Raw genomic sequence first — 19,632 nt, 5'->3', positions numbered from 1 at the left:
GGGGGGATCAGTTGCGGTGTCGCGACTCCACTGCCTTGCGCAGGGTGTCGATAAGGGCCTGGATGCGGGCGTGCTGCATCTTCATGGAGGCCTTGTTGACCACCAGCCGTGAGCTGATGGTTGCAATCAATTCCTGTGGCTCCAGACCGTTGGCGCGCAAGGTGTTGCCGGTATCGACCACGTCGATGATCTTGTCTGCCAGACCAATCAGCGGTGCCAGCTCCATGGAGCCGTACAGCTTGATGATATCGACCTGACGACCCTGCTCGGCGTAATAACGCTTGGCAACATTGACGAACTTGGTGGCCACACGCAGACGGCCCTTGGGCTCGACAGCACCGATAGCACCGGCGGTCATCAGCCTGCACTTGGCAATCTGCAGATCGAGAGGCTCATACAGGCCCTGACCGGTGTATTCCATCAACACATCCTTGCCCGCAACGCCGAGATCGGCTGCGCCATGCTCGACGTACGTCGGCACATCGGTGGCGCGCACGATCAGCAGGCGCACATCGGCCTGGGTCGTAGGAATGATGAGCTTGCGGCTCTTGTCCGGATTCTCGGTCGGCACGATGCCCGCTTCGGCAAGAAGCGGCAGGGTGTCATCAAGAATGCGGCCCTTGGACAGTGCGATGGTCAACATGGGAAACGTAAGTCCTTATCAGGAAACTTTTGTCACGACGCAAGCGGCGCGTGACAACCCTCAGGCCGATTCAGCCTGAAGTGAAACGAATCAGAAATCACACCCGCGACAGAACAGGCGGTCCCGATGCCAGCAGCACCAGGACCACTCGCTACTAGCCCGGAACGCGGCGGATCTTGGCACCCAGCATTTGCAGCTTCTCTTCGATGCACTCGTAACCACGGTCGATGTGGTAGATGCGGTCGATCAGCGTATCGCCCTGAGCGACCAGCGCCGAAATCACCAGACTGGCCGATGCACGCAGGTCGGTGGCCATGACTGGCGCGCCCTTGAGCACTTCGGTGCCGGTGACGATGGCAGTGTTGCCTTCGACCTGGATCTGAGCGCCCATGCGGTGCATTTCATACACGTGCATGAAGCGGTTTTCGAAGATGGTCTCGATGACCGCGCCCGTGCCTTCGGCAATCGCGTTGAGCGAGATGAACTGCGCCTGCATGTCGGTCGGAAACGCAGGGTACGGCGCAGTACGCACGTTGACGGCCTTGGGACGCTTGCCGTGCATGTTCAGTTCGATCCAGTCTTCACCGGTGGTGACTTCGGCACCGGCTTCCTGAAGCTTGAGCAACACCGCCTCAAGAATGGTCGGATCGGTGTCCTTGACCTTCACACGGCCGCCGGTAACGGCGGCAGCGACCAGATAGGTGCCGGTCTCGATGCGATCAGGCATGACCTTGTAGGTAGCCGACCCCAGACGCTTGACGCCATCGATGGTGATGGTGTCGGTGCCTGCGCCTTGGATTTTTGCACCCATGGCGATCAGGAAGTTGGCCAGGTCGACAACCTCAGGCTCACGAGCGGCGTTCTCCAGCACGCTGCGACCGTTTGCCAGGCTGGCGGCCATCATGATGTTTTCAGTACCGGTCACGCTCACGGTATCGAAGAAGAAGTGCGCACCACGCAAGCCGCCTTCAGGCGCCTTGGCTTTGATGTAGCCGCCTTCGACATCGATGATCGCGCCCATGGCTTCAAGGCCACGGATGTGCAGGTCAACCGGACGCGAACCGATGGCACAGCCACCCGGCAGCGCCACTTCGGCCTCGCCGAAACGCGCGACCATCGGGCCCAGTACCAGAATCGACGCACGCATGGTTTTCACCAGTTCGTACGGCGCGATCAGGGTCTTGATGGTGCGCGGGTCGATCTCGACACTGAGCTTTTCGTCGATCACAGGCTCGATGCCCATGCGACCGAACAGCTCGATCATGGTGGTGATGTCGTGCAGGTGTGGCAGGTTCTGAACGGTGACGGGCCCATCGGCCAGCAACGTGGCGGCAAGGATCGGCAGGGCAGAGTTTTTTGCCCCGGAAATGCGAATTTCGCCATCAAGACGAACGCCGCCGGTAATAATCAATTTATCCATTAGAGTCTCGACACCAATTGGCTCAGGTACGCTCGGCCCAGGCAGCGCGGCTGAAAAATTTCATGGTCACCGCGTGGATGCTGCCATCGGCGATCCAGGGGTTCAGATGGGTATAAATCTGTTGCTGACGCTTGACCGGGCTCAGGCCCGCCAACTCGTCGCTGATAATGTTCAGTTGGAAGTTGCAGCCTTCGCCTTCAACTTCCACCTTGATTTGCGGCAGCTTTCCTTCAAGGAAGCTCTTAACTTCTACAGCCTGCATGCTTAACCTCGATCGGCGCTGAACGCGCGCGGGTCGGCCATCATACAAAAAAGCCCATGTTATGCGAAGCCCGACGAGCGGGTCCCGGATAAAGGGCTTGCTCGGTGATGCCTTTTAATGAATGCCCAACAGCTCGGTCACACCTGAAACACGGGCTATCTGACGCATGTCTTCGGGCAGCGCCTGAACGGTGATCGACTTGCCTGCATCGCGAGCATCACGCATGAACGCCAGCAGCAATGCCAGGCCCACGCTGCTGGATTTCTCGACACCGGAACAATCAAGCGTCAGCTCGGACAGATCGCCGGACTTGATCAGCGCTGCACCCTGCTTGCGCAGGTGCGGCCCGGTGCGGTAATCCAGCACGCCGGTCAGCTTGAGCTCACCTGGCCCGACAAGACGGACGGCAGATTCACTCATTGCGCAGGCTTCTGCGCAGCTTCGACGGTGGACTTGGTCTTGGCGACCTCGCCAGCCCAGTTGTTGATCGTGGTGTCGAGGTTGTTGCCGTTACGCTGCATTGCGTCGGCGAACTGGTCACGGAACAGCTTGCCGATGTTGATGCCGTTGATGACAACGTTACGCACCTTCCACTCGCCGTTCAGCTTTACCAGCGTGTAGGAAACCGGATAGACAGCACCATTGGAGCCCTTGACCTGCATGTCGACGCTGGTCCGGTCATCGCCTTCGTCCTTGGCAGGCGCGACGGTGATGCCCTGGTTGTTGAACTCGAGCAAAGCGTTGCCGTAGAACTGCATAAGGCTGCGCTTGAAGTTTTCCTCAAAACGCTTCACCTGCTCAGGCGTTGCCTTGCGCGAGTACTTGACGGTCATGATGCTTTTGGAAATGCCGTCCGCATCAACAACCGGGCCGACAATGCGGTTCAGTGCATCGTAGAACGCGCTTGGATTGGACTTGTATTGCTCACGGTTGGTCGCCAGATCGCTCAGCAATTCCTTGGTGGTGCGTTCCACCAGATCATGAGCCGAAGGGGTCGCCGCAGCGTTGGCCAGCATCGGCAGGGTGGCTAGCAGTATCAGCAGACCACGGCGCAGGATAGAGATCATTTAAAGCTCCTTACTAGGCTTGACTTGGCTTACTTGGCGTCTTTGCTGACGGTATTGAGCAGGAATTTCCCGATCAGGTCTTCCAGCACCAGCGACGACTGCGTGTCATGAATGGTCCCGCCATCCTTGAGCAGCTTGTCATCGCCACCGACGCTCAGACCGATGTATTTTTCGCCCAGCAGGCCAGCGGTCAGGATCGACGCGGTGGAGTCGGAAGGCAGGTTGTCGACCTTCTTCTGGATTTCCAGGGTGACACGGCCGGTGAAGGTGTCGCGGTCCAGATCGATCGCAGTCACCTTGCCGACGGTGACACCCGCCATGCTGACCTTGGCTCTGACAGTCAAACCGGCAATATTGTCGAAGTAGGCATAAAGTTTATAGGTGTCGGTGCTCGCGCTTGTGCTCAGACCACTGACTCGCAGGGCCAGCAGGAGCAGAGCCAGTATCCCGGCCAGCAGGAACAGGCCGACTCCGGTTTCGATGGCACGGTTTTGCATCAGAAATCTCCAAACATCAAGGCGGTCAAAATAAAGTCCAGTCCCAGCACGGCCAACGAGGCGTAGACGACGGTTTTGGTCGTCGCGCGACTGATCCCCTCGGAAGTAGGATCGCAATCGTAACCCTGGAAAACGGCAATCCATGTCACCACGAAGGCAAATACGACGCTTTTGATCACCCCATTGAGCACATCGTTCGTGAAAGAAACGCTGTTCTGCATGTTCGACCAGAAAGAACCGTCATAGACGCCCAGCCAATCGATCGCTACCCAGGACGCGCCCCAGATACCCACCACGCTGAAAATCATCGCCAGAATCGGCAGCGAGATAAAACCTGCCCACAGGCGCGGCGCAACGATGTACTTGAGCGGATCGACACCGATCATCTCAAGACTCGACAACTGCTCGGTGGACTTCATGTTGCCGATCTCGGCGGTCAGCGCAGAACCTGCGCGGCCGGCGAACAGCAAAGCGGTGACCACCGGACCCAGCTCACGCAGCAGGGTCAGGGCGACCATCTGGCCGACCGCCTGCTCGGAGCCGTATTTGGCCAGAATGCTGAAGCCTTGCAGCGCCAGTACCATGCCGATGAACATGCCGGACACCACAATGATGACCAGCGACATCACACCGACTGAATAAAGCTGTTTGACCAGCAACTGAAAACTGCTGCCCGCACCGCCGCGCCCCAGCAGGGCGTGCACCAGAAACAGGCCGGAGCGGCCGAGTACAGCGACGATATCAATGGCCGAACGCCCCAACAGGCGAACCCGGTCCATCAGTGACTTGTTGCGCATCAGCGCTTCCCCAAAAGATCTTCGCGAAAATCCGGCGCCGGATAATGGAACGGCACAGGGCCATCGGGCTCGCCGGTCATGAATTGACGAATACGCGGGTTGTCCGAGGACATCAGTTCCTCTGGCGTGCCCTGCCCCAGCACCTGTCCGTCGCCCACGACGTAGAGATAGTCGGCAATGCTCGCTGTCTCGCTAAGATCATGGGACACGACGATACTGGTGATACCCAGCGCATCGTTGAGCAGGCGGATCAGGCGCACCAGCACGCCCATGGCGATCGGGTCCTGCCCCACAAAGGGCTCGTCATACATGAGGATCTGTGGGTCGAGAGCAATTGCACGGGCCAGTGCGACGCGGCGCTTCATGCCACCCGACAGTTCGTCCGGCATCAGCTCGACCGCACCGCGCAGGCCCACCGCCTGCAGCTTGAGCAGCACGATGTCACGGATCATTTCTTCCGGCAGCTCGGTGTGCACGCGCAAGGGAAAGGCGACGTTTTCGAAAACGTCCAGATCGGTGAACAGCGCCCCGCTCTGGAACAACACGCCCATCTGCTTGCGCGCGTCGAACAGATCACTGCGCGACAGCTCCGGCAGATTCTGGCCGTTGACCAGCACCTGCCCTTCGCTCGGGCGCAACTGAGCGCCCATCAGGCGCAGCAAGGTAGTCTTGCCACAGCCCGACGGCCCCATGATCCCGGTGACTTTGCCCCGCGGAATACGAATATCGACGTTATTGAAAATGCTGCGCGTACCGCGTTTGAAAGACACACCTTTCAACTCGACCGCATAGGCGTCATCAGGACTCATTTAAACTCCTTGCGATACAGCCTCCGCCCTCGGCCGCCGGTTGGTGCCGGCAGACTGGCTGTCCAGGCGGACCGAACAGGCCGCGAACTATATCACCGCAACCACCCGCCCCCAAGAAGAGAACCGAGCGGTTCAGGTATTCGCTGAATTATTCTGTACCACAATGTTATGGCCACAGGCTTCGATACAGACTCGCAAGACCGTAGGAAATTCGTTTAAAAACCACACAATAACGATCAGACGTGAGGGAATCGTTCATTACCGCTATAATCGCCGCCTTTCAGCAGGCTGACCCTTTCCAGACATGAACCAATCCAGTGACCTGATCCAATCGGCGCAACGCACCATTCGTCTCGAGATCGAAGCCATACAAGGCTTGCTCGAACGTCTTGACGGGGATTTCGTGCGCGCGTGCGAAATGATCCTCGCCAGCAAGGGCCGGGTTGTGGTCGTCGGCATGGGCAAGTCCGGGCACGTGGGCAAAAAGATCGCCGCAACACTGGCGAGCACCGGCACCACGTCTTTTTTCGTCCACCCGGCCGAAGCCAGCCACGGCGACATGGGCATGATTACCCGTGACGACATCATTCTGGCCCTGTCCAATTCCGGCAGCACCAACGAAATTGTCACCCTGCTGCCGCTGATCAAGCGCCTGGGCATCAGGATGATCAGCCTGACCGGCGACCCCGAGTCGATTCTGGCCAGGGCTGCAGACATCAACCTCAATGCCCATGTCGTGCACGAAGCCTGCCCGCTCAATCTGGCACCGACGTCTTCAACCACTGCCGCATTGGTCATGGGCGATGCCCTGGCCGTGGCGCTGCTCGATGCACGGGGCTTCACTGCCGAAGATTTTGCATTTTCCCACCCGGGCGGTGCGCTCGGACGGCGCCTGCTGCTCAAGGTCGAGAACGTCATGCACTCAGGTGACGCCCTGCCCAGCGTTCAGCGCGGCACCCTGCTGCGGGACGCGCTGCTGGAAATGACCCGCAAGGGCCTGGGCATGACTGCAATTCTTGAAGCCGACGGCACGCTCGCCGGCATATTCACCGACGGCGATTTGCGCAGAACACTGGATCGCCCGGTCGATATCCGTCAGACCACCATTGATGAAGTCATGACCCTCCACGGCAAGACGGCGCACGCAGACATGCTTGCCGCCCAGGCGCTGAAAATCATGGAGGACAACAAGATCAGCGCTCTGGTCGTCGTGGACCAGAACGACAAGCCGGTGGGCGCATTCAACCTGCAAGACCTTTTGCGCGCAGGTGTCATGTGATGGAAACCGAAACAATGACTCAGGACCTCATGCAGCGCGGCAAAGCCATCAAGCTGGCCGTTTTCGATGTCGACGGTGTACTGACTGACGGCCGTCTTTATTTCACGGAAGATGGCAGCGAGATCAAGACGTTCAATACGCTCGACGGCCAAGGCATAAAAATGCTGATAGCCTCCGGCGTGACTACTGCCATTATCAGTGGCCGCAAGACGTCGATCGTCGAGCGCCGGGCAAAGAGCCTGGGCATCGCGCACCTGTTCCAGGGCCGCGAAGATAAACTGGTCGTACTGGATCAATTGCTGGCAGAGTTGAAACTTGATTACGAACAAGTCGCCTATCTGGGCGACGATCTGCCAGACTTGCCCGTCATTCGGCGTGTCGGTCTGGGCATGGCGGTTGCCAATGCAGCAAGCTTTGTACGCGAGCATGCACACGGAATAACCAGAGCGCGAGGCGGCGAAGGCGCTGCACGCGAGTTCTGCGAACTGATTCTGAGTGCGCAAGGCAACCTTGAAGCGGCTCACTCCGCCTATTTATAGAAGCCATTATGTTCACTAAAAAAATTCGGAAGTTCCTGCTTTTCGGGGTACTGGCGGTGCTGCTGGCGGCCGTCGGGTATTGGAACATCAGCCCGGAAAGTTTCATGGATAGACCCATTTCGTCCGTTGATGACACGGTCATCGACTACTATGCGATCAATACCCGCAGCGTGCAGTATCTGCCGGACGGCACACTTCAGTACGACATGACTGCCGATAAGGTAGAGCATGTGAAGGCCACAGACGTGAGCCTGCTGACCACACCCAACCTGCACATGTACCGTGGCGGCGAGTTCCCATGGCACGTGAACAGCAAAAGAGGCGAAGTTTCGTCTGCCGGTGATCAGGTTGAGCTGATCGACGATGTTCGCGTCGAACGCACCGATGAAAAACAACGCACAACCATCATTACCAGTAGCCGCATGACCGTATTCCCGCAGAAGGAATATGCGCAGACCGACCAAGACGTTAGAATCGACGGCGCGGGCGGTGTCACTACGGCCAAGGGAATGAAAGCGTATTTGAAAGACAGCAGGATGGACCTGCTGTCCAACGTAAGAGGACAGTATGAGGCTCGTTAAAACTCTTCCTTTATTGCTCGGCCTGAGCGCGGCACTGGGAAGCGCGAGCGCCTGGTCCCTGCCAAATGACCGTGATCAGCCGATCCATATCCAGTCTGACGATGCTCAGCTCGATGACAAGAAAGGCGTGGCGACCTACAAAGGTAACGTCATCATCACCCAGGGCTCGATGAAAATCACCGGCAACACCGTGACGATCACTCGTAATGCCCAGGGCGAAGTCGATGTGTTCACCTCGGTCGGCAACCTGGCCTACTACGAGCAGAAACCTGCCGTGGATAAACCGATCGTGCAGGCATATGCCATCACCATCCAGTATTACGCCGGGCAGGACCGTATTGTCCTGATCGACAAGGCCAAGGTCATCAATGACGGCAACACGTCAGAAGGCGAGAAAATCGTCTACGACACCGTCAGGCAGGTCGTCAGCGCCGGCCGGGCCAATGGCGGCGCCAAGGTGACCACACCACGCCCGCGTATCGACATGGTCATCCAGCCGAAAAAGAAAACCGATCAACCGCAGAAGGCCCCGTAAATGGCAACGCTCAAAGCCCAGCATCTGGCTAAAAGCTACAAGAGCCGACAGGTCGTGCGCGATGTGAGTATCTCCATCGACAGCGGCCAGATCGTCGGCTTGCTGGGCCCCAACGGCGCCGGCAAGACCACGTGTTTCTACATGATCGTGGGTCTGGTCCAGGCTGATCAGGGTCGTGTGCTGATTGACGATCTGGACATCAGCCACCAACCCATGCATGGCCGCGCACGCGCCGGTATTGGCTATCTGCCGCAGGAAGCCTCGATCTTCCGCAAGTTGTCGGTGTCCGACAACATCATGGCGATTCTCGAGACCCGCAAGGAACTCGACGCCGGGGCTCGCCGCAAGGAGCTGGAAAGCCTCCTGCAGGAGTTTCACATCACCCACATTCGCGACAACCTGGGCATGAGCCTGTCGGGTGGTGAGCGTCGCCGTGTGGAGATCGCCCGTGCGCTGGCCACGTCGCCGAAGTTCATACTGCTGGACGAACCGTTCGCAGGCGTTGACCCGATTTCGGTCGGCGACATCAAGCAGATCATTCACCACCTCAAAGCCAAGGGTATCGGCGTACTCATCACAGACCACAACGTCCGTGAAACGCTGGACATCTGTGAAACCGCCTACATCGTCAACGATGGACAGCTGATCGCAGAAGGCGACTCGGAAACCATTCTGGCGAATCAGCTGGTGAAAGAGGTCTACCTCGGCCACGAGTTCCGCCTTTAATCGACTGCCCTTTGCGCTTCGCGGCCGATTGATGCCCATGCAGCGTGTTGACAATATTTTATTTGTCACACCACTCTAGGCAAAGGCACAGGTTTCAGGCATATAATTTGCTTAAGTTGGCGCCCCGGCGCCTGTAGTAGATGGCGCGTGCGCGCCAGCGAATAAGGTGTTTAGCCCCTGCCATGAAACCATCGCTAGTCTTAAGAATGGGCCAGCAGCTGACGATGACACCGCAGCTGCAACAGGCAATCCGCTTACTTCAGCTTTCCACTCTGGACCTCCAGCAGGAGATTCAGGAGGCGCTGGAGTCAAACCCTATGCTGGAACGGCAGGAAGAAGGCGACGACTTCGACAACTCCGACCCGCTTGCCGACAACATCGAACAAAAGCCCAATCCCGACGTTCAGGAACCGACCTACCAGGAATCCGCGCCTACCGTGGACAACCTCGAGGACGGCGAATGGAGCGAGCGCATTCCCAATGAACTGCCGGTCGATACTGCCTGGGAAGATGTCTACCAGACCAGCGCCAGCAGCCTGCCCAGCAACGATGATGACGAGTGGGACTTCACCACACGTACTTCGGCCGGCGAAAGCCTGCAAAGCCATCTGCTGTGGCAGCTGAACGTTGCACCGATGTCCGACAAGGATCGTCTGGTCGCCGTTACGCTGATCGACTGCATCAACAATCAGGGCTACCTGGACGAGACGCTTGAGGAGATTCTCGAGTCTTTCGACCCGGAACTGGACATCGAACTCGACGAAATCGAAGCTGTACTGCACCGCATCCAGCAGTTTGAGCCTGCGGGCATCGGCGCGCGCAATCTCAGTGAATGCCTGCTGTTACAGTTGCGCCAGTTGCCGGCAAAAACGCCTTGGCTGACAGAAGCGCAGCGACTGGTCACCGACTATATCGACCTGCTGGGCAGCCGTGATTACGGCCAGTTGATGCGCCGCATGAAGCTCAAGGAAGACGAGCTGCGCCAGGTCATCGAGCTGGTCCAGAGCCTCAACCCGCGTCCGGGCTCGCAAATCGAATCCACAGAAGCCGAATACGTCATTCCTGATGTGATCGTGCGCAAGGACAACGAGCGCTGGCTGGTCGAGCTCAATCAGGAGTCGGTGCCGCGTCTGCGCGTCAACCCGCAATACGCAGGCTTCGTGCGTCGCGCTGATACCAGCGCCGACAACACCTTCATGCGCAACCAGTTGCAGGAAGCCCGCTGGTTCATCAAGAGCCTGCAGAGCCGCAACGAAACACTGATGAAGGTCGCCACGCAGATCGTGGAGCATCAGCGCGGTTTCCTCGAGTACGGCGACGAGGCGATGAAGCCGCTCGTCCTGCACGATATCGCCGAAGCGGTCGGCATGCACGAGTCGACGATCTCGCGGGTGACCACGCAGAAATTCATGCACACCCCACGTGGTATTTACGAGCTGAAATACTTCTTCTCGAGCCATGTGAGCACCTCCGAGGGCGGCGAATGCTCGTCCACGGCAATCCGCGCAATCATCAAAAAACTGGTGGCTGCGGAAAATCAGAAAAAGCCGTTGAGTGATAGCAAGATCGCTGGTTTACTGGAGGCACAAGGCATTCAAGTAGCCCGTCGCACAGTCGCCAAGTACCGCGAGTCACTCGGGATAGCGCCTTCCAGTGAGCGTAAGCGATTGATGTGATGCAGGCCGAGCCAAAGCGTCCCAGCGGCAGGCACCACGCCTGCCTCTTATGCACTGGCAAAGGAGAAAACTGTATGCAAGTCAACATCAGTGGACACCAACTGGAAGTGACCAAACCCCTTCGCGAGTACGTTGAGCTCAAGCTCAAAAAACTCGAGGGGCACTTTGACAAGATTACAAACGTGCAGGTCACGATGGCGGTCGAAAAGCTCAAACAGAAGATCGAAGCCACGCTGCATATCCACGGTGGGGAGGTAGTTGCCAATGCTGAACACAACGACATGTATGCTGCCATCGACCTGCTCACTGACAAGCTCGACAGACAATTGCTCAAGCATAAGGAAAAGCAGCAAAGCATCCTCAAAGGTGCGGCCGCTCGCTAACGCCCATTTAAATGATCCTAATTGAAAATATCCTGACCCCCGGCCGTTCGCTCGTGAACGTGCCGGGAGGCAGCAAAAAGCGTGTACTCGAAGAAATCGCCAATCTGATCGGTCGTGAAGTACCGGGCATGGATTCGGACACGGTATTTGCAAGCCTCGTTGCCCGCGAAAAGCTGGGATCGACCGGTTTCGGCAACGGCATTGCCATCCCTCACTGCCGCCTCGCCGGCTGTGACGAACCCGTCAGCGCGGTCATTCACCTCGCCAACCCAATAGACTTCGACGCTATCGATGGCGCTCCGGTAGACCTGCTTTTCGTGTTGCTGGTCCCGCAAGCCGCCACCGATGCACACCTGGAGCTGCTGCGCCAGATCGCCAGCATGCTTGACCGCGCCGATGTGCGTGAACGCCTACGCAGTGCCGAAAGCGGTGAAGCGCTTTATCAAGTGGTGCTGGACGTGCAGAACGGCCACTGACCATGCGCATGATCATCGTCAGCGGCCGTTCCGGCTCAGGCAAGAGTACGGCGCTCGACGTACTGGAAGACAACGGCTTCTATTGCGTTGACAACCTGCCGGCCGGCCTGTTGCCGGAACTGGCCGAGCGCGCCTTGATCAACACCGAACTGGCTGAACCGCTGCTGGCGGTCTCCATCGACGCGCGCAATCTGCCCAGCCACCTCACACGCTTCCCGCAGATGCTGGATGAAGTGCGCTCACGCAATATCCAATGTGACGTGCTTTACCTGGACGCCGACGAAGCCACTCTGCTCAAACGCTTTTCGGAGACCCGTCGTCGCCACCCGCTGAGCACAGCGGACCGTTCGCTGGCTGAGGCGATACGGGACGAGACCACCCTGCTCGGCCCGATCATCGACCTGGCCGACCTGAAGATCAACACCACTCACCTGAACCTGTACCAGCTGCGTGACGCACTGAAACTGCGCCTGCTGAACAAGCCCGAGCCGGGTACTGCGTTCCTGATCGAGTCATTCGGCTTCAAGCGTGGCATGCCTGTCGATGCAGACCTGGTGTTTGACGTGCGTTGCCTCCCCAACCCCTACTGGAAGCCTGAACTGCGCGACCATTCGGGCCTGGAACAACCGGTTATCGACTACCTGTCCGCGCAAGCCGATGTAGAAGAGATGTTCCAGGATATCTTCTCCTACCTCAATAAATGGCTGCCGCGCTTTGCAGCCAGCAACCGCTCCTACGTTACCATTGCCATCGGTTGCACCGGCGGGCATCACCGCTCCGTCTACCTGACCGAACGGCTTGGCCAGGTCTTGCAACAATCACTCAAGAACGTTCAGGTCCGCCACCGCGACCTTAGCTGAAAGGATTTACACTGCGATGCCCGCTCGTCAAATCACCATCATCAACAAACTGGGCCTGCACGCCCGCGCCGCCGCCAAATTCGTGGGCGTCGCCGGCAAGTTCCCTTGCAAGATCAGGGTCGGCCGCACGCCAGACAGCATGGTCGACGGCAAAAGCATCATGGCTGTGATGATGCTGGCCGCAGGCAAAGGTACCGACATCCACCTGCACACCGAAGGCGAATTCGAACAGGAAGCGCTGGACGGATTGGTTGAGCTGATTGACAACAAGTTTGATGAGGGCGAGTAAGCCCTCCCTCACCCGTCACCAATGCATTCGCAGCCAGCTCAAACCATGAGCGACCAGTAACCCCATACCCGCCATCAGCATCACGGTACCGACTGCCAGACGCAACAACCGCATTCGGCCGATGGCGAATATTCCTGAGCGCATAAACTGCCTTGGGTCAGGTTACAGAAGTCAGGCCAGAGCAGCCTGGTAACGTCGCGAAACTTCATCCCAATTGATCACGTTGTAAAACGCATTGATGTATTCGGGACGACGGTTCTGGTAGCGCAGGTAGTAGGCGTGCTCCCACACATCCAGCCCCAGAATGGGCGTATTGCCATTCATCAGTGGGCTATCCTGATTGCCGCTGCTCTCGACCACCAGTTTCTTTTCAGGTGTGACGCTCAGCCATGCCCAGCCGCTGCCGAAGCGAGTCAGTGCTGCCTTGGTGAACGCCTCTTTGAAGCTGTCATAGCCACCCAGTTGCTCGTCAATGGCCGCAGCGATCGGCCCCTTTGGCAAGCCGCCACCGCCCGGCACCATGACTTCCCAGAACAACGAATGATTGGCATGGCCGCCACCCTGGTTGATGACTGCCGGGCGCAGGTTTTCCGGGAGCTGTTTGACGCTGGCGACCAGTTTCTCCACCGACCAGTCAGAAAACTCGGTGCCTTCAACCGCTGCATTGAGGTTGTTGATGTAGGTCTGGTGGTGCTTGGTGTAATGGATCTCCATTGTTTGCGCATCGATATGCGGCTCAAGCGCATCGTAGGCGTAAGGCAGTGCTGGCAAGGTATAAGACATTCAATGTGCTCCGTAGAAAAGTCCGGAAGTGGCTGCGCTATGGCGGTGCAGAGATGAGCGCGTGTGCTCGCTGCTGCTGTTCAACAACCGATGGGTGCGTGGATATTCGCCGTGCTCGCTGATAAAACTCAGCAGCTCGGCGTAGGTCTTGCTGCTGTGGCGCAAGGCTGCCTGCCGCAGGGCGGGAGGCAGACGCTGGCTCTGCATGGTTTGCAACAGGTGCTGGTGGATGGCGCACAGGTACTCGGCGCTCTCCTCCGGCTGGCCCAGGCTGAGGTGCAGATCCGCCAGGTTGTGGTGAGAAACTACACAGGCTGCTACAGCTTCGTCGGCATCCGCCCAGCGCTCGAACAACACTTGCGCCAACGCCAACGCCTGAAGGTACAGCTCACGGGCTTCCACCCACTCGCCGAGATTGAAACAGCGATTGGCCTGCTCGATGGTGCGTTTCCAATGCTGCATGACATACCTCCAGAGACGTTGACTGGCTGGAATCAAATGCCGCCAGCGGTGAGTTTTTCGGGATTGAGCAACACTTCCAGCTCGCTGCGCTGCAAATCGGTGTGCTCCAGAGCGACGTCAATCACCGGGCGACCCTGCTTGTAAGCAGCCTTGGCGATTTCAGCGGCTTTCTGATACCCGATGATCGGGTTGAGCGCGGTCACCAGAATCGGGTTACGTGACAACGCCTCCTGGAGCCTGGATTCATTGACCTTGAAGCTGGCGATTGCCTTGTCCGCCAGCAGCCGGCTGGCGTTGGCCAATAGTTCGATGCTGCTGAGCAGGTTCTGGGCGATGATCGGCAGCATCACGTTCAGCTCGAAGTTGCCAGACTGCCCCGCCACGGTGATGGTGGCGTCGTTGCCGATGACCTGCGCGGCCACCATCGCGGTGGCTTCGGGAATCACCGGGTTGACCTTGCCAGGCATGATCGACGAGCCCGGTTGCAGGGCTTCAAGCTCAATCTCACCCAGCCCTGCCAGCGGCCCGGAGTTCATCCAGCGCAAATCGTTGGCAATTTTCATCAGCGACACCGCCGTGGCCTTGAGCTGACCGGACACCGCGACGGCTGTGTCCTGCGAGCCGATCAGCGCAAAAAGGTCCTTGCCCGGTGCGAACTGCACGCCGGTCAATGTGCTCAATTGGCGACTGAAGCGCGCCGCAAACTCAGGATGCGCATTGATTCCGGTGCCGACCGCTGTGCCGCCTTGAGCCAGTGCTTGCAGGCTGGGCTGCAAACCCTGCAGATGTTCGATGTTGGCGCGAATCTGCTGCGCCCAGCCATTGAGCACCTGGCTCATGCGCACGGGCATGGCGTCCATCAGGTGTGTGCGGCCGGTCTTGACGAAGGCGTGGACTTGCACAGCCTTGTGCTCGGTGACCTGCACCAGATGCGCAAGCGCTGGCAGCAGTTGTTCATGGAGTGCCAGCGCGGCGCTGACGTGAATCGTGGTCGGAATGATGTCGTTGCTGCTTTGCCCGCAGTTGACGTGATCGTTGGGGTTGACCTCTTCGCCCAGTAACCGCGTTGCCAGCGTTGCGATCACCTCGTTGGCGTTCATGTTGGTGCTGGTGCCGGAACCGGTCTGGAAGATATCGACCGGGAAATGGGTCATGTAGTCGCTGGCCAACAGCTCTTTCACGGCACCGGCAATCGCCTTGCTCTGCCCTTCGCTGATTTGCTCCAGCTCAAGGTTTGCCTGTGCAGCGGCCGCTTTGGCCAGCAGCAGCGCGCGAATGAACAGCCTGGGCATACGCTGATGGCTGATCGGAAAGTTTTCCACCGCACGCTGAGTCTGCGCGCCGTAAAGGGCCTCGGCCGGGACCTGCAATTGGCCCATGCTGTCGCGTTCGATACGGGTATTACTCATCGCAATGTCCTTGCACCAGTTCAGAAAGGGGAATCGAGGGCTGTAACACGCAGGTCGCGAGCTGATGAGCACAGGCTTGCCAGCGCTGGCGTCGGTCTGGCGTGGTGGCGATGGCCTGTAAATCACGCAGCGGCCGCCAGACCTGATCCAGACACAAGCAGCGCCAATGCCACGGCAGCACCGTGTCGCGCGCGGTGTCCATCAACAGACGAAAGGTGGTTTCTGCAATCATGGGCTGGGGAGTGGCGGTGAAACGCGCCAGATAACGCCCCTCGGCGAGGTAGTGCTCGATCAGTCGAGGCTCGTCAGGCTCAAGGGCACAACGAATCCGCAGACTGAGCGCGCGCCAGTTTTCCAAGTATGACAGCTCGTGCAGAACACGTCCCATGACCACAGCTCATTTTGGTAATGATATTCATTATTAAATGAGATATTGACTCATTACAAGCCTGATCTTGAGCAAGGGCGTTATACACAGGTGCCGAGATGCCCGTTTTGCTGCCGGTTCCCGGCAGTTCGCGGACAAGTCCGCTCCTACAAAACCTGGATATCGTGGACAAGCGAAGGGCTGCTTCGGCCCGGAGGGCGTGGGACTTGTCCGCGAAGCGGCCCTGGAACGGGCCGCCCTGATTGTGCCTGATGCACCGCATGCTCCGGTTTGAAGCGTCGCCAGGCTCAGCTACCCGCGACAGTCATGCGCTCGATCAGGACAGAGCCGGTGCGGATGTTGCTGCGCAGTTCAAGATCGCTGCCAACGGCGACGATCTGCTTGAACATGTCACGCATGTTGCCGGCAATGGTCACTTCCTGGACCGGGAACTGAATCTCGCCATTCTCGACCCAGAAACCTGCCGCGCCTCGGGAGTAGTCGCCGGTCACCATGTTCAGGCCGCTGCCCATCAACTCGGTGACCAGCAGGCCACGGCCCATGCGCCGGATCAGCGCTGCCTGGTCTTCCGACCCGTGAGTGACGAACAGGTTATGAACGCCGCCCGCATTGGCGGTGCTCGGCATGCCCAGCTTGCGACCGGAATAGGTGCTCAATATGTAGGACACCAGGTCGCCGTTTTCCACAAATGGCTTGGCATAGGTCGCCAGGCCATCGCTGTCGAACGCCGAGCTGCCCATGGCGTGTTTCAGGTGCGGACGCTCGTCGATGGTCATCCACTCGGGGAACAGCCGCTGGCCGAGCGTACCTTCAAGGAATGAAGACTTGCGATACAGGTTGCCACCGGAAATAGCGCCGAGAAAACTGCCGAACAGACCACCGGCCAATTCCGCAGCAAACAGCACCGGAACTTCACAGGTCGGCACAGGGCGCGCACCCAGACGGCTCGCGGCACGCAGCGCAGCCTTGCGGCCAATGCTTTGCGCATCAACCAGCAGCTCACCCTTGCGATTGACGTCGTACCAGTAATCACGCTGCATCTGGCCTTCGCCCTCAGCGATCATCACGCAACTGAGGCTGTGCCGTGTTGATGCATAGCCACCGATGAAACCGTTGCTGTTGCCATACACACGGCACCCCTGATGCGTGTTGAGCGTGGTGCCATCGGCGTTCTTGATCCGGCTGTCGGCATCAAAGGCTGCGGCCTCGCAGATCAGCGCCTTTTCGATGGCTTGTTCAGGGGTGATGTCCCAGGTGTGATAAAGATCGAAATCCATGACCTCTTTGGCCATCAGCGCGGCATCCGCCAGCCCGGAACTTTCGTCCTCGGAGGTGTGTTCGGCAATCGCCAGTGCGGCGGCGACCGTTTCGCGAATCGCATCAGCGCCGGTGGCCGAGGTGCTGGCCGAACCTTTGCGCTGCCCGACGTACAGGGTGATACCAAAACCCTGGTCACGGTTGAATTCGACGGTTTCGACTTCTCGCTGACGGACCGATGTCGACAGCCCCTGATCCACCGACACTGCAACTTCGCAGGCACTGGCGCCCTGACGCCTGGCTTCGGCGATGATCTGTTCGACCTGTTCCTGCAGCTCGGGCAAGGCTTGTGGGCCGACGCTTTGGGTTGCACTCATGACTTTCTCCATCAAATTCTTCTTTCAGCACAGGCCGAATACCGACCGGGCCGGACAAGCGGCCCCCGACTGGTTATCATGGCGGCGTTTCTTTGCGGACTGCCCCCATGGTTGATTCTTACGACGACTCCCTCGACGGGGAGAAAAGCAAAACCCAGGTCAAACGAGAGCTGCATGCTCTGGTCGACCTCGGCGAGCGACTGACAACACTCAAAGCCGATGTGCTGGCAAAGCTGCCGCTGACCGACGCTTTGCGCAAGGCCTTGGCCGAAGCGCCCAAGCACACGGCCAACATCGCCCGAAAACGGCATATCCTGTTCATTGGCAAGCTGATGCGTGATCAGGACCAGGAAGCCATTCTGGTGTTGCTGGACCAACTCGATGCCTCCACTCGCCAGTACAATGAACGTTTTCACAATCTGGAGCGCTGGCGTGATCGCCTGATCGCGGGTGATGACGCCGACCTCGATAAATTCGTTATCGAATACCCCGACGCCGACCGTCAGCAGCTGCGTTCGCTGATTCGTCAGGCGCAACACGAAGTTGCACGTAACAAACCGCCGGCCACCAGCCGCAAAATCTTTAAATACATCCGTGAGCTGGACGAACTTCAACGCGGTCTGCGTTGATTTCAACCGCGGGGCCGGCAGCACCAAGCGGCCAGCCCCGACTCACATTCAGTTGCCCGTACCGCCAACCGTGATCGCGTCGATTTTCAGCGTAGGCTGACCCACGCCGACCGGCAGCGACTGGCCGTCTTTTCCGCACGTACCCACGCCGCTGTCCAGCGACAGGTCGTTACCCACCATCGAAACCCTGCTCATGGCTTCCGGCCCGTTGCCGATCAAGGTCGCGCCTTTGACCGGTGCGGTGATCTTGCCGTCTTCGATCAGGTACGCCTCACTGGTCGAAAACACGAACTTGCCGCTGGTGATGTCCACCTGACCGCCGCCCAGATTGGCGCAGTAGATACCGCGTTTCACCGAGGCGATGATCTCCTGCGGGTCGCTTTGCCCAGCCAGCATGTAAGTATTGGTCATGCGTGGCATTGGCAGATGAGCGTAAGACTCGCGACGACCGTTACCGGTCCGCGCAACACCCATCAGCCGAGCATTGAGTTTGTCCTGCATGTAGCCCTTGAGCACGCCGTTCTCGATCAGCGTGGTGCATTCGGTCGGCGTACCTTCGTCATCGACGCTCAACGAGCCGCGACGCCCGGCGAGGGCGCCGTCGTCAACGATGGTGCAAAGTTTCGACGCAACCATCTCGCCCATGCGCCCGCTGTAGGCCGAACTGCCCTTGCGGTTGAAATCGCCTTCCAGACCATGACCGACTGCTTCGTGCAACAGCACGCCAGACCAGCCTGAACCCAGTACCACCGGCAAGGTGCCGGCCGGTGCAGGAATCGCTTCCAGATTGACCAGTGCCTGACGCAACGCTTCGCGGGCGTAGCCCATGGCGCGATCATCCGTCAGGAAATAACGGTAGTCGGTACGCCCGCCACCGCCGTGCCCGCCGCGCTCGCGACGGCCGTTCTGCTCGACAATGACGCTGACATTGAAGCGCACCAGCGGGCGCACGTCGGCGGCCAGGCTGCCATCAGCGGCAGCGACCAGAATGCGCTCCCAGACCCCGGCCATGCTGACCGAGACCTGCTGGATGCGCGAGTCCAGTGCGCGCGTCGCGACGTCGATGCGCTTGAGCAGTTCGACCTTCTCGGCGCGGCTCAGCACTTCCAGCGGGTTATCCGGGGCATACAGCTGGGCCACGTCCTGCGATGTGAACGCCTGCACCCGGCCATTCTGTCCGGCGCGGGAGATGGAGCGGGCCGCACGGGCAGCGGTACGCAGGGCATCCTCAGTGATGGCGTTGCTGTACGCAAAGCCGGTCTTCTCGCCCGACTGAGCACGCACGCCCACGCCTTGATCAAGATTGAAAATGCCCTCCTTGACGATGCCGTCTTCGAGCGACCAGGACTCAGAGATCATCCCCTGAAAATACAGATCAGCCGCGTCGATACCAGGCCCGGCAAGCTCGCCGAGCACCGATTGCAGGCTGTCGAGGGTCAGGCCGCCAGGTGCCAGAAGGTGTTCGCTGACTGAGGACAGATCACTCAT

At 58.9% G+C, this 19,632-nt stretch carries 25 protein-coding genes; 11 read left to right on the top strand and 14 right to left on the bottom strand.

Going from position 1 to position 19,632, the window contains the following annotated elements; genetic code table 11:
- Positions 1-7: 7 nt before the first annotated feature.
- The 8 genes from hisG to DW49_RS0111205 form a co-directional block, all read right to left on the bottom strand.
- On the bottom strand, positions 8-643 hold the full coding sequence (hisG, locus tag DW49_RS0111240) for an ATP phosphoribosyltransferase (RefSeq protein WP_005620329.1): 636 nt from the start codon (positions 641-643) through the stop codon (positions 8-10).
- A 154-nt stretch (positions 644-797) separates the two neighbouring features.
- On the bottom strand, positions 798-2,063 hold the full coding sequence (gene murA, locus DW49_RS0111235) for a UDP-N-acetylglucosamine 1-carboxyvinyltransferase (RefSeq protein ID WP_003377579.1): 1,266 nt from the start codon (positions 2,061-2,063) through the stop codon (positions 798-800).
- Between the two features lie 22 nt (positions 2,064-2,085).
- Positions 2,086-2,325 (bottom strand): BolA family protein, encoded by a 240-nt coding sequence (locus tag DW49_RS0111230; protein ID WP_003377577.1) that lies wholly within the window; start codon positions 2,323-2,325, stop codon positions 2,086-2,088.
- Positions 2,326-2,439: 114 nt separating this feature from the next.
- Entirely contained in the window at positions 2,440-2,745 is a 306-nt protein-coding gene (locus DW49_RS0111225; protein WP_003377576.1) for an STAS domain-containing protein, read from the bottom strand.
- Positions 2,742-3,392: an MlaC/ttg2D family ABC transporter substrate-binding protein gene (locus DW49_RS0111220; RefSeq protein ID WP_005620332.1), complete on the bottom strand. Its 651-nt coding sequence runs from the start codon at positions 3,390-3,392 to the stop codon at positions 2,742-2,744. The genes DW49_RS0111225 and DW49_RS0111220 overlap by 4 nt, the downstream gene beginning before the upstream one ends.
- Before the next feature lie 29 nt (positions 3,393-3,421).
- Positions 3,422-3,889 carry an outer membrane lipid asymmetry maintenance protein MlaD gene (gene mlaD, locus DW49_RS0111215; RefSeq protein WP_003377572.1) on the bottom strand — a complete coding sequence of 156 codons (468 nt, stop codon included), beginning with the start codon at positions 3,887-3,889 and terminating at the stop codon, positions 3,422-3,424.
- Positions 3,889-4,686, bottom strand: coding sequence for a lipid asymmetry maintenance ABC transporter permease subunit MlaE (mlaE, locus tag DW49_RS0111210; RefSeq protein ID WP_003377570.1), 798 nt, complete (start codon positions 4,684-4,686; stop codon positions 3,889-3,891). Before mlaE ends, mlaD begins: the two co-directional genes overlap by 1 nt.
- On the bottom strand, positions 4,686-5,495 hold the full coding sequence (locus DW49_RS0111205) for an ATP-binding cassette domain-containing protein (RefSeq protein ID WP_005620333.1): 810 nt from the start codon (positions 5,493-5,495) through the stop codon (positions 4,686-4,688). Before DW49_RS0111205 ends, mlaE begins: the two co-directional genes overlap by 1 nt.
- Positions 5,496-5,799: 304 nt before the next feature.
- Here DW49_RS0111205 and DW49_RS0111200 point away from each other — a divergent pair, with 304 nt between their 5' ends.
- From DW49_RS0111200 to DW49_RS0111155, 10 genes are all read left to right on the top strand, one after another.
- A complete protein-coding gene (locus tag DW49_RS0111200) occupies positions 5,800-6,774 on the top strand; it encodes a KpsF/GutQ family sugar-phosphate isomerase (RefSeq protein ID WP_005620334.1) in 975 nt (324 codons plus the stop codon).
- A complete protein-coding gene (gene kdsC, locus DW49_RS0111195; protein WP_005620335.1) occupies positions 6,774-7,313 on the top strand; it encodes a 3-deoxy-manno-octulosonate-8-phosphatase KdsC in 540 nt (179 codons plus the stop codon). Before DW49_RS0111200 ends, kdsC begins: the two co-directional genes overlap by 1 nt.
- 8 nt (positions 7,314-7,321) lie before the next feature.
- Positions 7,322-7,894: an LPS export ABC transporter periplasmic protein LptC gene (gene lptC / locus DW49_RS0111190; protein ID WP_005620336.1), complete on the top strand. Its 573-nt coding sequence runs from the start codon at positions 7,322-7,324 to the stop codon at positions 7,892-7,894.
- On the top strand, positions 7,881-8,429 hold the full coding sequence (gene lptA / locus DW49_RS0111185; protein ID WP_005620337.1) for a lipopolysaccharide transport periplasmic protein LptA: 549 nt from the start codon (positions 7,881-7,883) through the stop codon (positions 8,427-8,429). Before lptC ends, lptA begins: the two co-directional genes overlap by 14 nt.
- On the top strand, positions 8,430-9,155 hold the full coding sequence (gene lptB / locus DW49_RS0111180; protein ID WP_005620338.1) for an LPS export ABC transporter ATP-binding protein: 726 nt from the start codon (positions 8,430-8,432) through the stop codon (positions 9,153-9,155).
- 182 nt (positions 9,156-9,337) lie between these two features.
- A complete protein-coding gene (locus DW49_RS0111175) occupies positions 9,338-10,831 on the top strand; it encodes an RNA polymerase factor sigma-54 (protein ID WP_003377556.1) in 1,494 nt (497 codons plus the stop codon).
- Between the two features lie 74 nt (positions 10,832-10,905).
- Complete coding sequence (gene hpf, locus DW49_RS0111170) at positions 10,906-11,214, top strand: ribosome hibernation-promoting factor, HPF/YfiA family (protein ID WP_005620341.1); 309 nt, start codon at positions 10,906-10,908, stop codon at positions 11,212-11,214.
- Positions 11,215-11,225: 11 nt separating this feature from the next.
- A complete protein-coding gene (gene ptsN, locus DW49_RS0111165; protein ID WP_024420263.1) occupies positions 11,226-11,690 on the top strand; it encodes a PTS IIA-like nitrogen regulatory protein PtsN in 465 nt (154 codons plus the stop codon).
- 2 nt (positions 11,691-11,692) lie between these two features.
- Positions 11,693-12,550 carry an RNase adapter RapZ gene (gene rapZ, locus DW49_RS0111160; protein ID WP_003377550.1) on the top strand — a complete coding sequence of 286 codons (858 nt, stop codon included), beginning with the start codon at positions 11,693-11,695 and terminating at the stop codon, positions 12,548-12,550.
- A gap of 16 nt (positions 12,551-12,566) precedes the next feature.
- Complete coding sequence (locus DW49_RS0111155; RefSeq protein WP_005739068.1) at positions 12,567-12,839, top strand: HPr family phosphocarrier protein; 273 nt, start codon at positions 12,567-12,569, stop codon at positions 12,837-12,839.
- Positions 12,840-13,010: 171 nt separating this feature from the next.
- Here DW49_RS0111155 and DW49_RS0111145 read toward each other — a convergent pair whose 3' ends face one another.
- The 5 genes from DW49_RS0111145 to pmbA form a co-directional block, all read right to left on the bottom strand.
- Positions 13,011-13,622 carry a superoxide dismutase gene (locus DW49_RS0111145; RefSeq protein ID WP_005620345.1) on the bottom strand — a complete coding sequence of 204 codons (612 nt, stop codon included), beginning with the start codon at positions 13,620-13,622 and terminating at the stop codon, positions 13,011-13,013.
- Positions 13,623-14,084 (bottom strand): tetratricopeptide repeat protein, encoded by a 462-nt coding sequence (locus DW49_RS0111140; RefSeq protein WP_005620346.1) that lies wholly within the window; start codon positions 14,082-14,084, stop codon positions 13,623-13,625.
- A 32-nt stretch (positions 14,085-14,116) separates the two neighbouring features.
- A complete protein-coding gene (locus DW49_RS0111135) occupies positions 14,117-15,493 on the bottom strand; it encodes a class II fumarate hydratase (protein ID WP_005620348.1) in 1,377 nt (458 codons plus the stop codon).
- Positions 15,486-15,881: a hypothetical protein gene (locus DW49_RS0111130; RefSeq protein ID WP_005620349.1), complete on the bottom strand. Its 396-nt coding sequence runs from the start codon at positions 15,879-15,881 to the stop codon at positions 15,486-15,488. The genes DW49_RS0111135 and DW49_RS0111130 overlap by 8 nt, the downstream gene beginning before the upstream one ends.
- Before the next feature lie 287 nt (positions 15,882-16,168).
- On the bottom strand, positions 16,169-17,515 hold the full coding sequence (gene pmbA, locus DW49_RS0111125) for a metalloprotease PmbA (RefSeq protein WP_005739075.1): 1,347 nt from the start codon (positions 17,513-17,515) through the stop codon (positions 16,169-16,171).
- 107 nt (positions 17,516-17,622) lie between these two features.
- Here pmbA and yjgA point away from each other — a divergent pair, with 107 nt between their 5' ends.
- On the top strand, positions 17,623-18,144 hold the full coding sequence (gene yjgA, locus DW49_RS0111120) for a ribosome biogenesis factor YjgA (RefSeq protein ID WP_024419637.1): 522 nt from the start codon (positions 17,623-17,625) through the stop codon (positions 18,142-18,144).
- 48 nt (positions 18,145-18,192) lie between these two features.
- On the opposite strand, the gene tldD is transcribed toward yjgA, so the two are convergent.
- Entirely contained in the window at positions 18,193-19,632 is a 1,440-nt protein-coding gene (gene tldD / locus DW49_RS0111115; protein ID WP_005620355.1) for a metalloprotease TldD, read from the bottom strand.

It is taken from the genome of Pseudomonas avellanae BPIC 631 (genome assembly GCF_000444135.1).
Classification (GTDB): domain Bacteria; phylum Pseudomonadota; class Gammaproteobacteria; order Pseudomonadales; family Pseudomonadaceae; genus Aquipseudomonas; species Aquipseudomonas avellanae.
The sequence above is the reverse complement of the archived record's forward strand: the minus strand, read 5'-3'. Positions and strand labels throughout refer to the sequence as shown.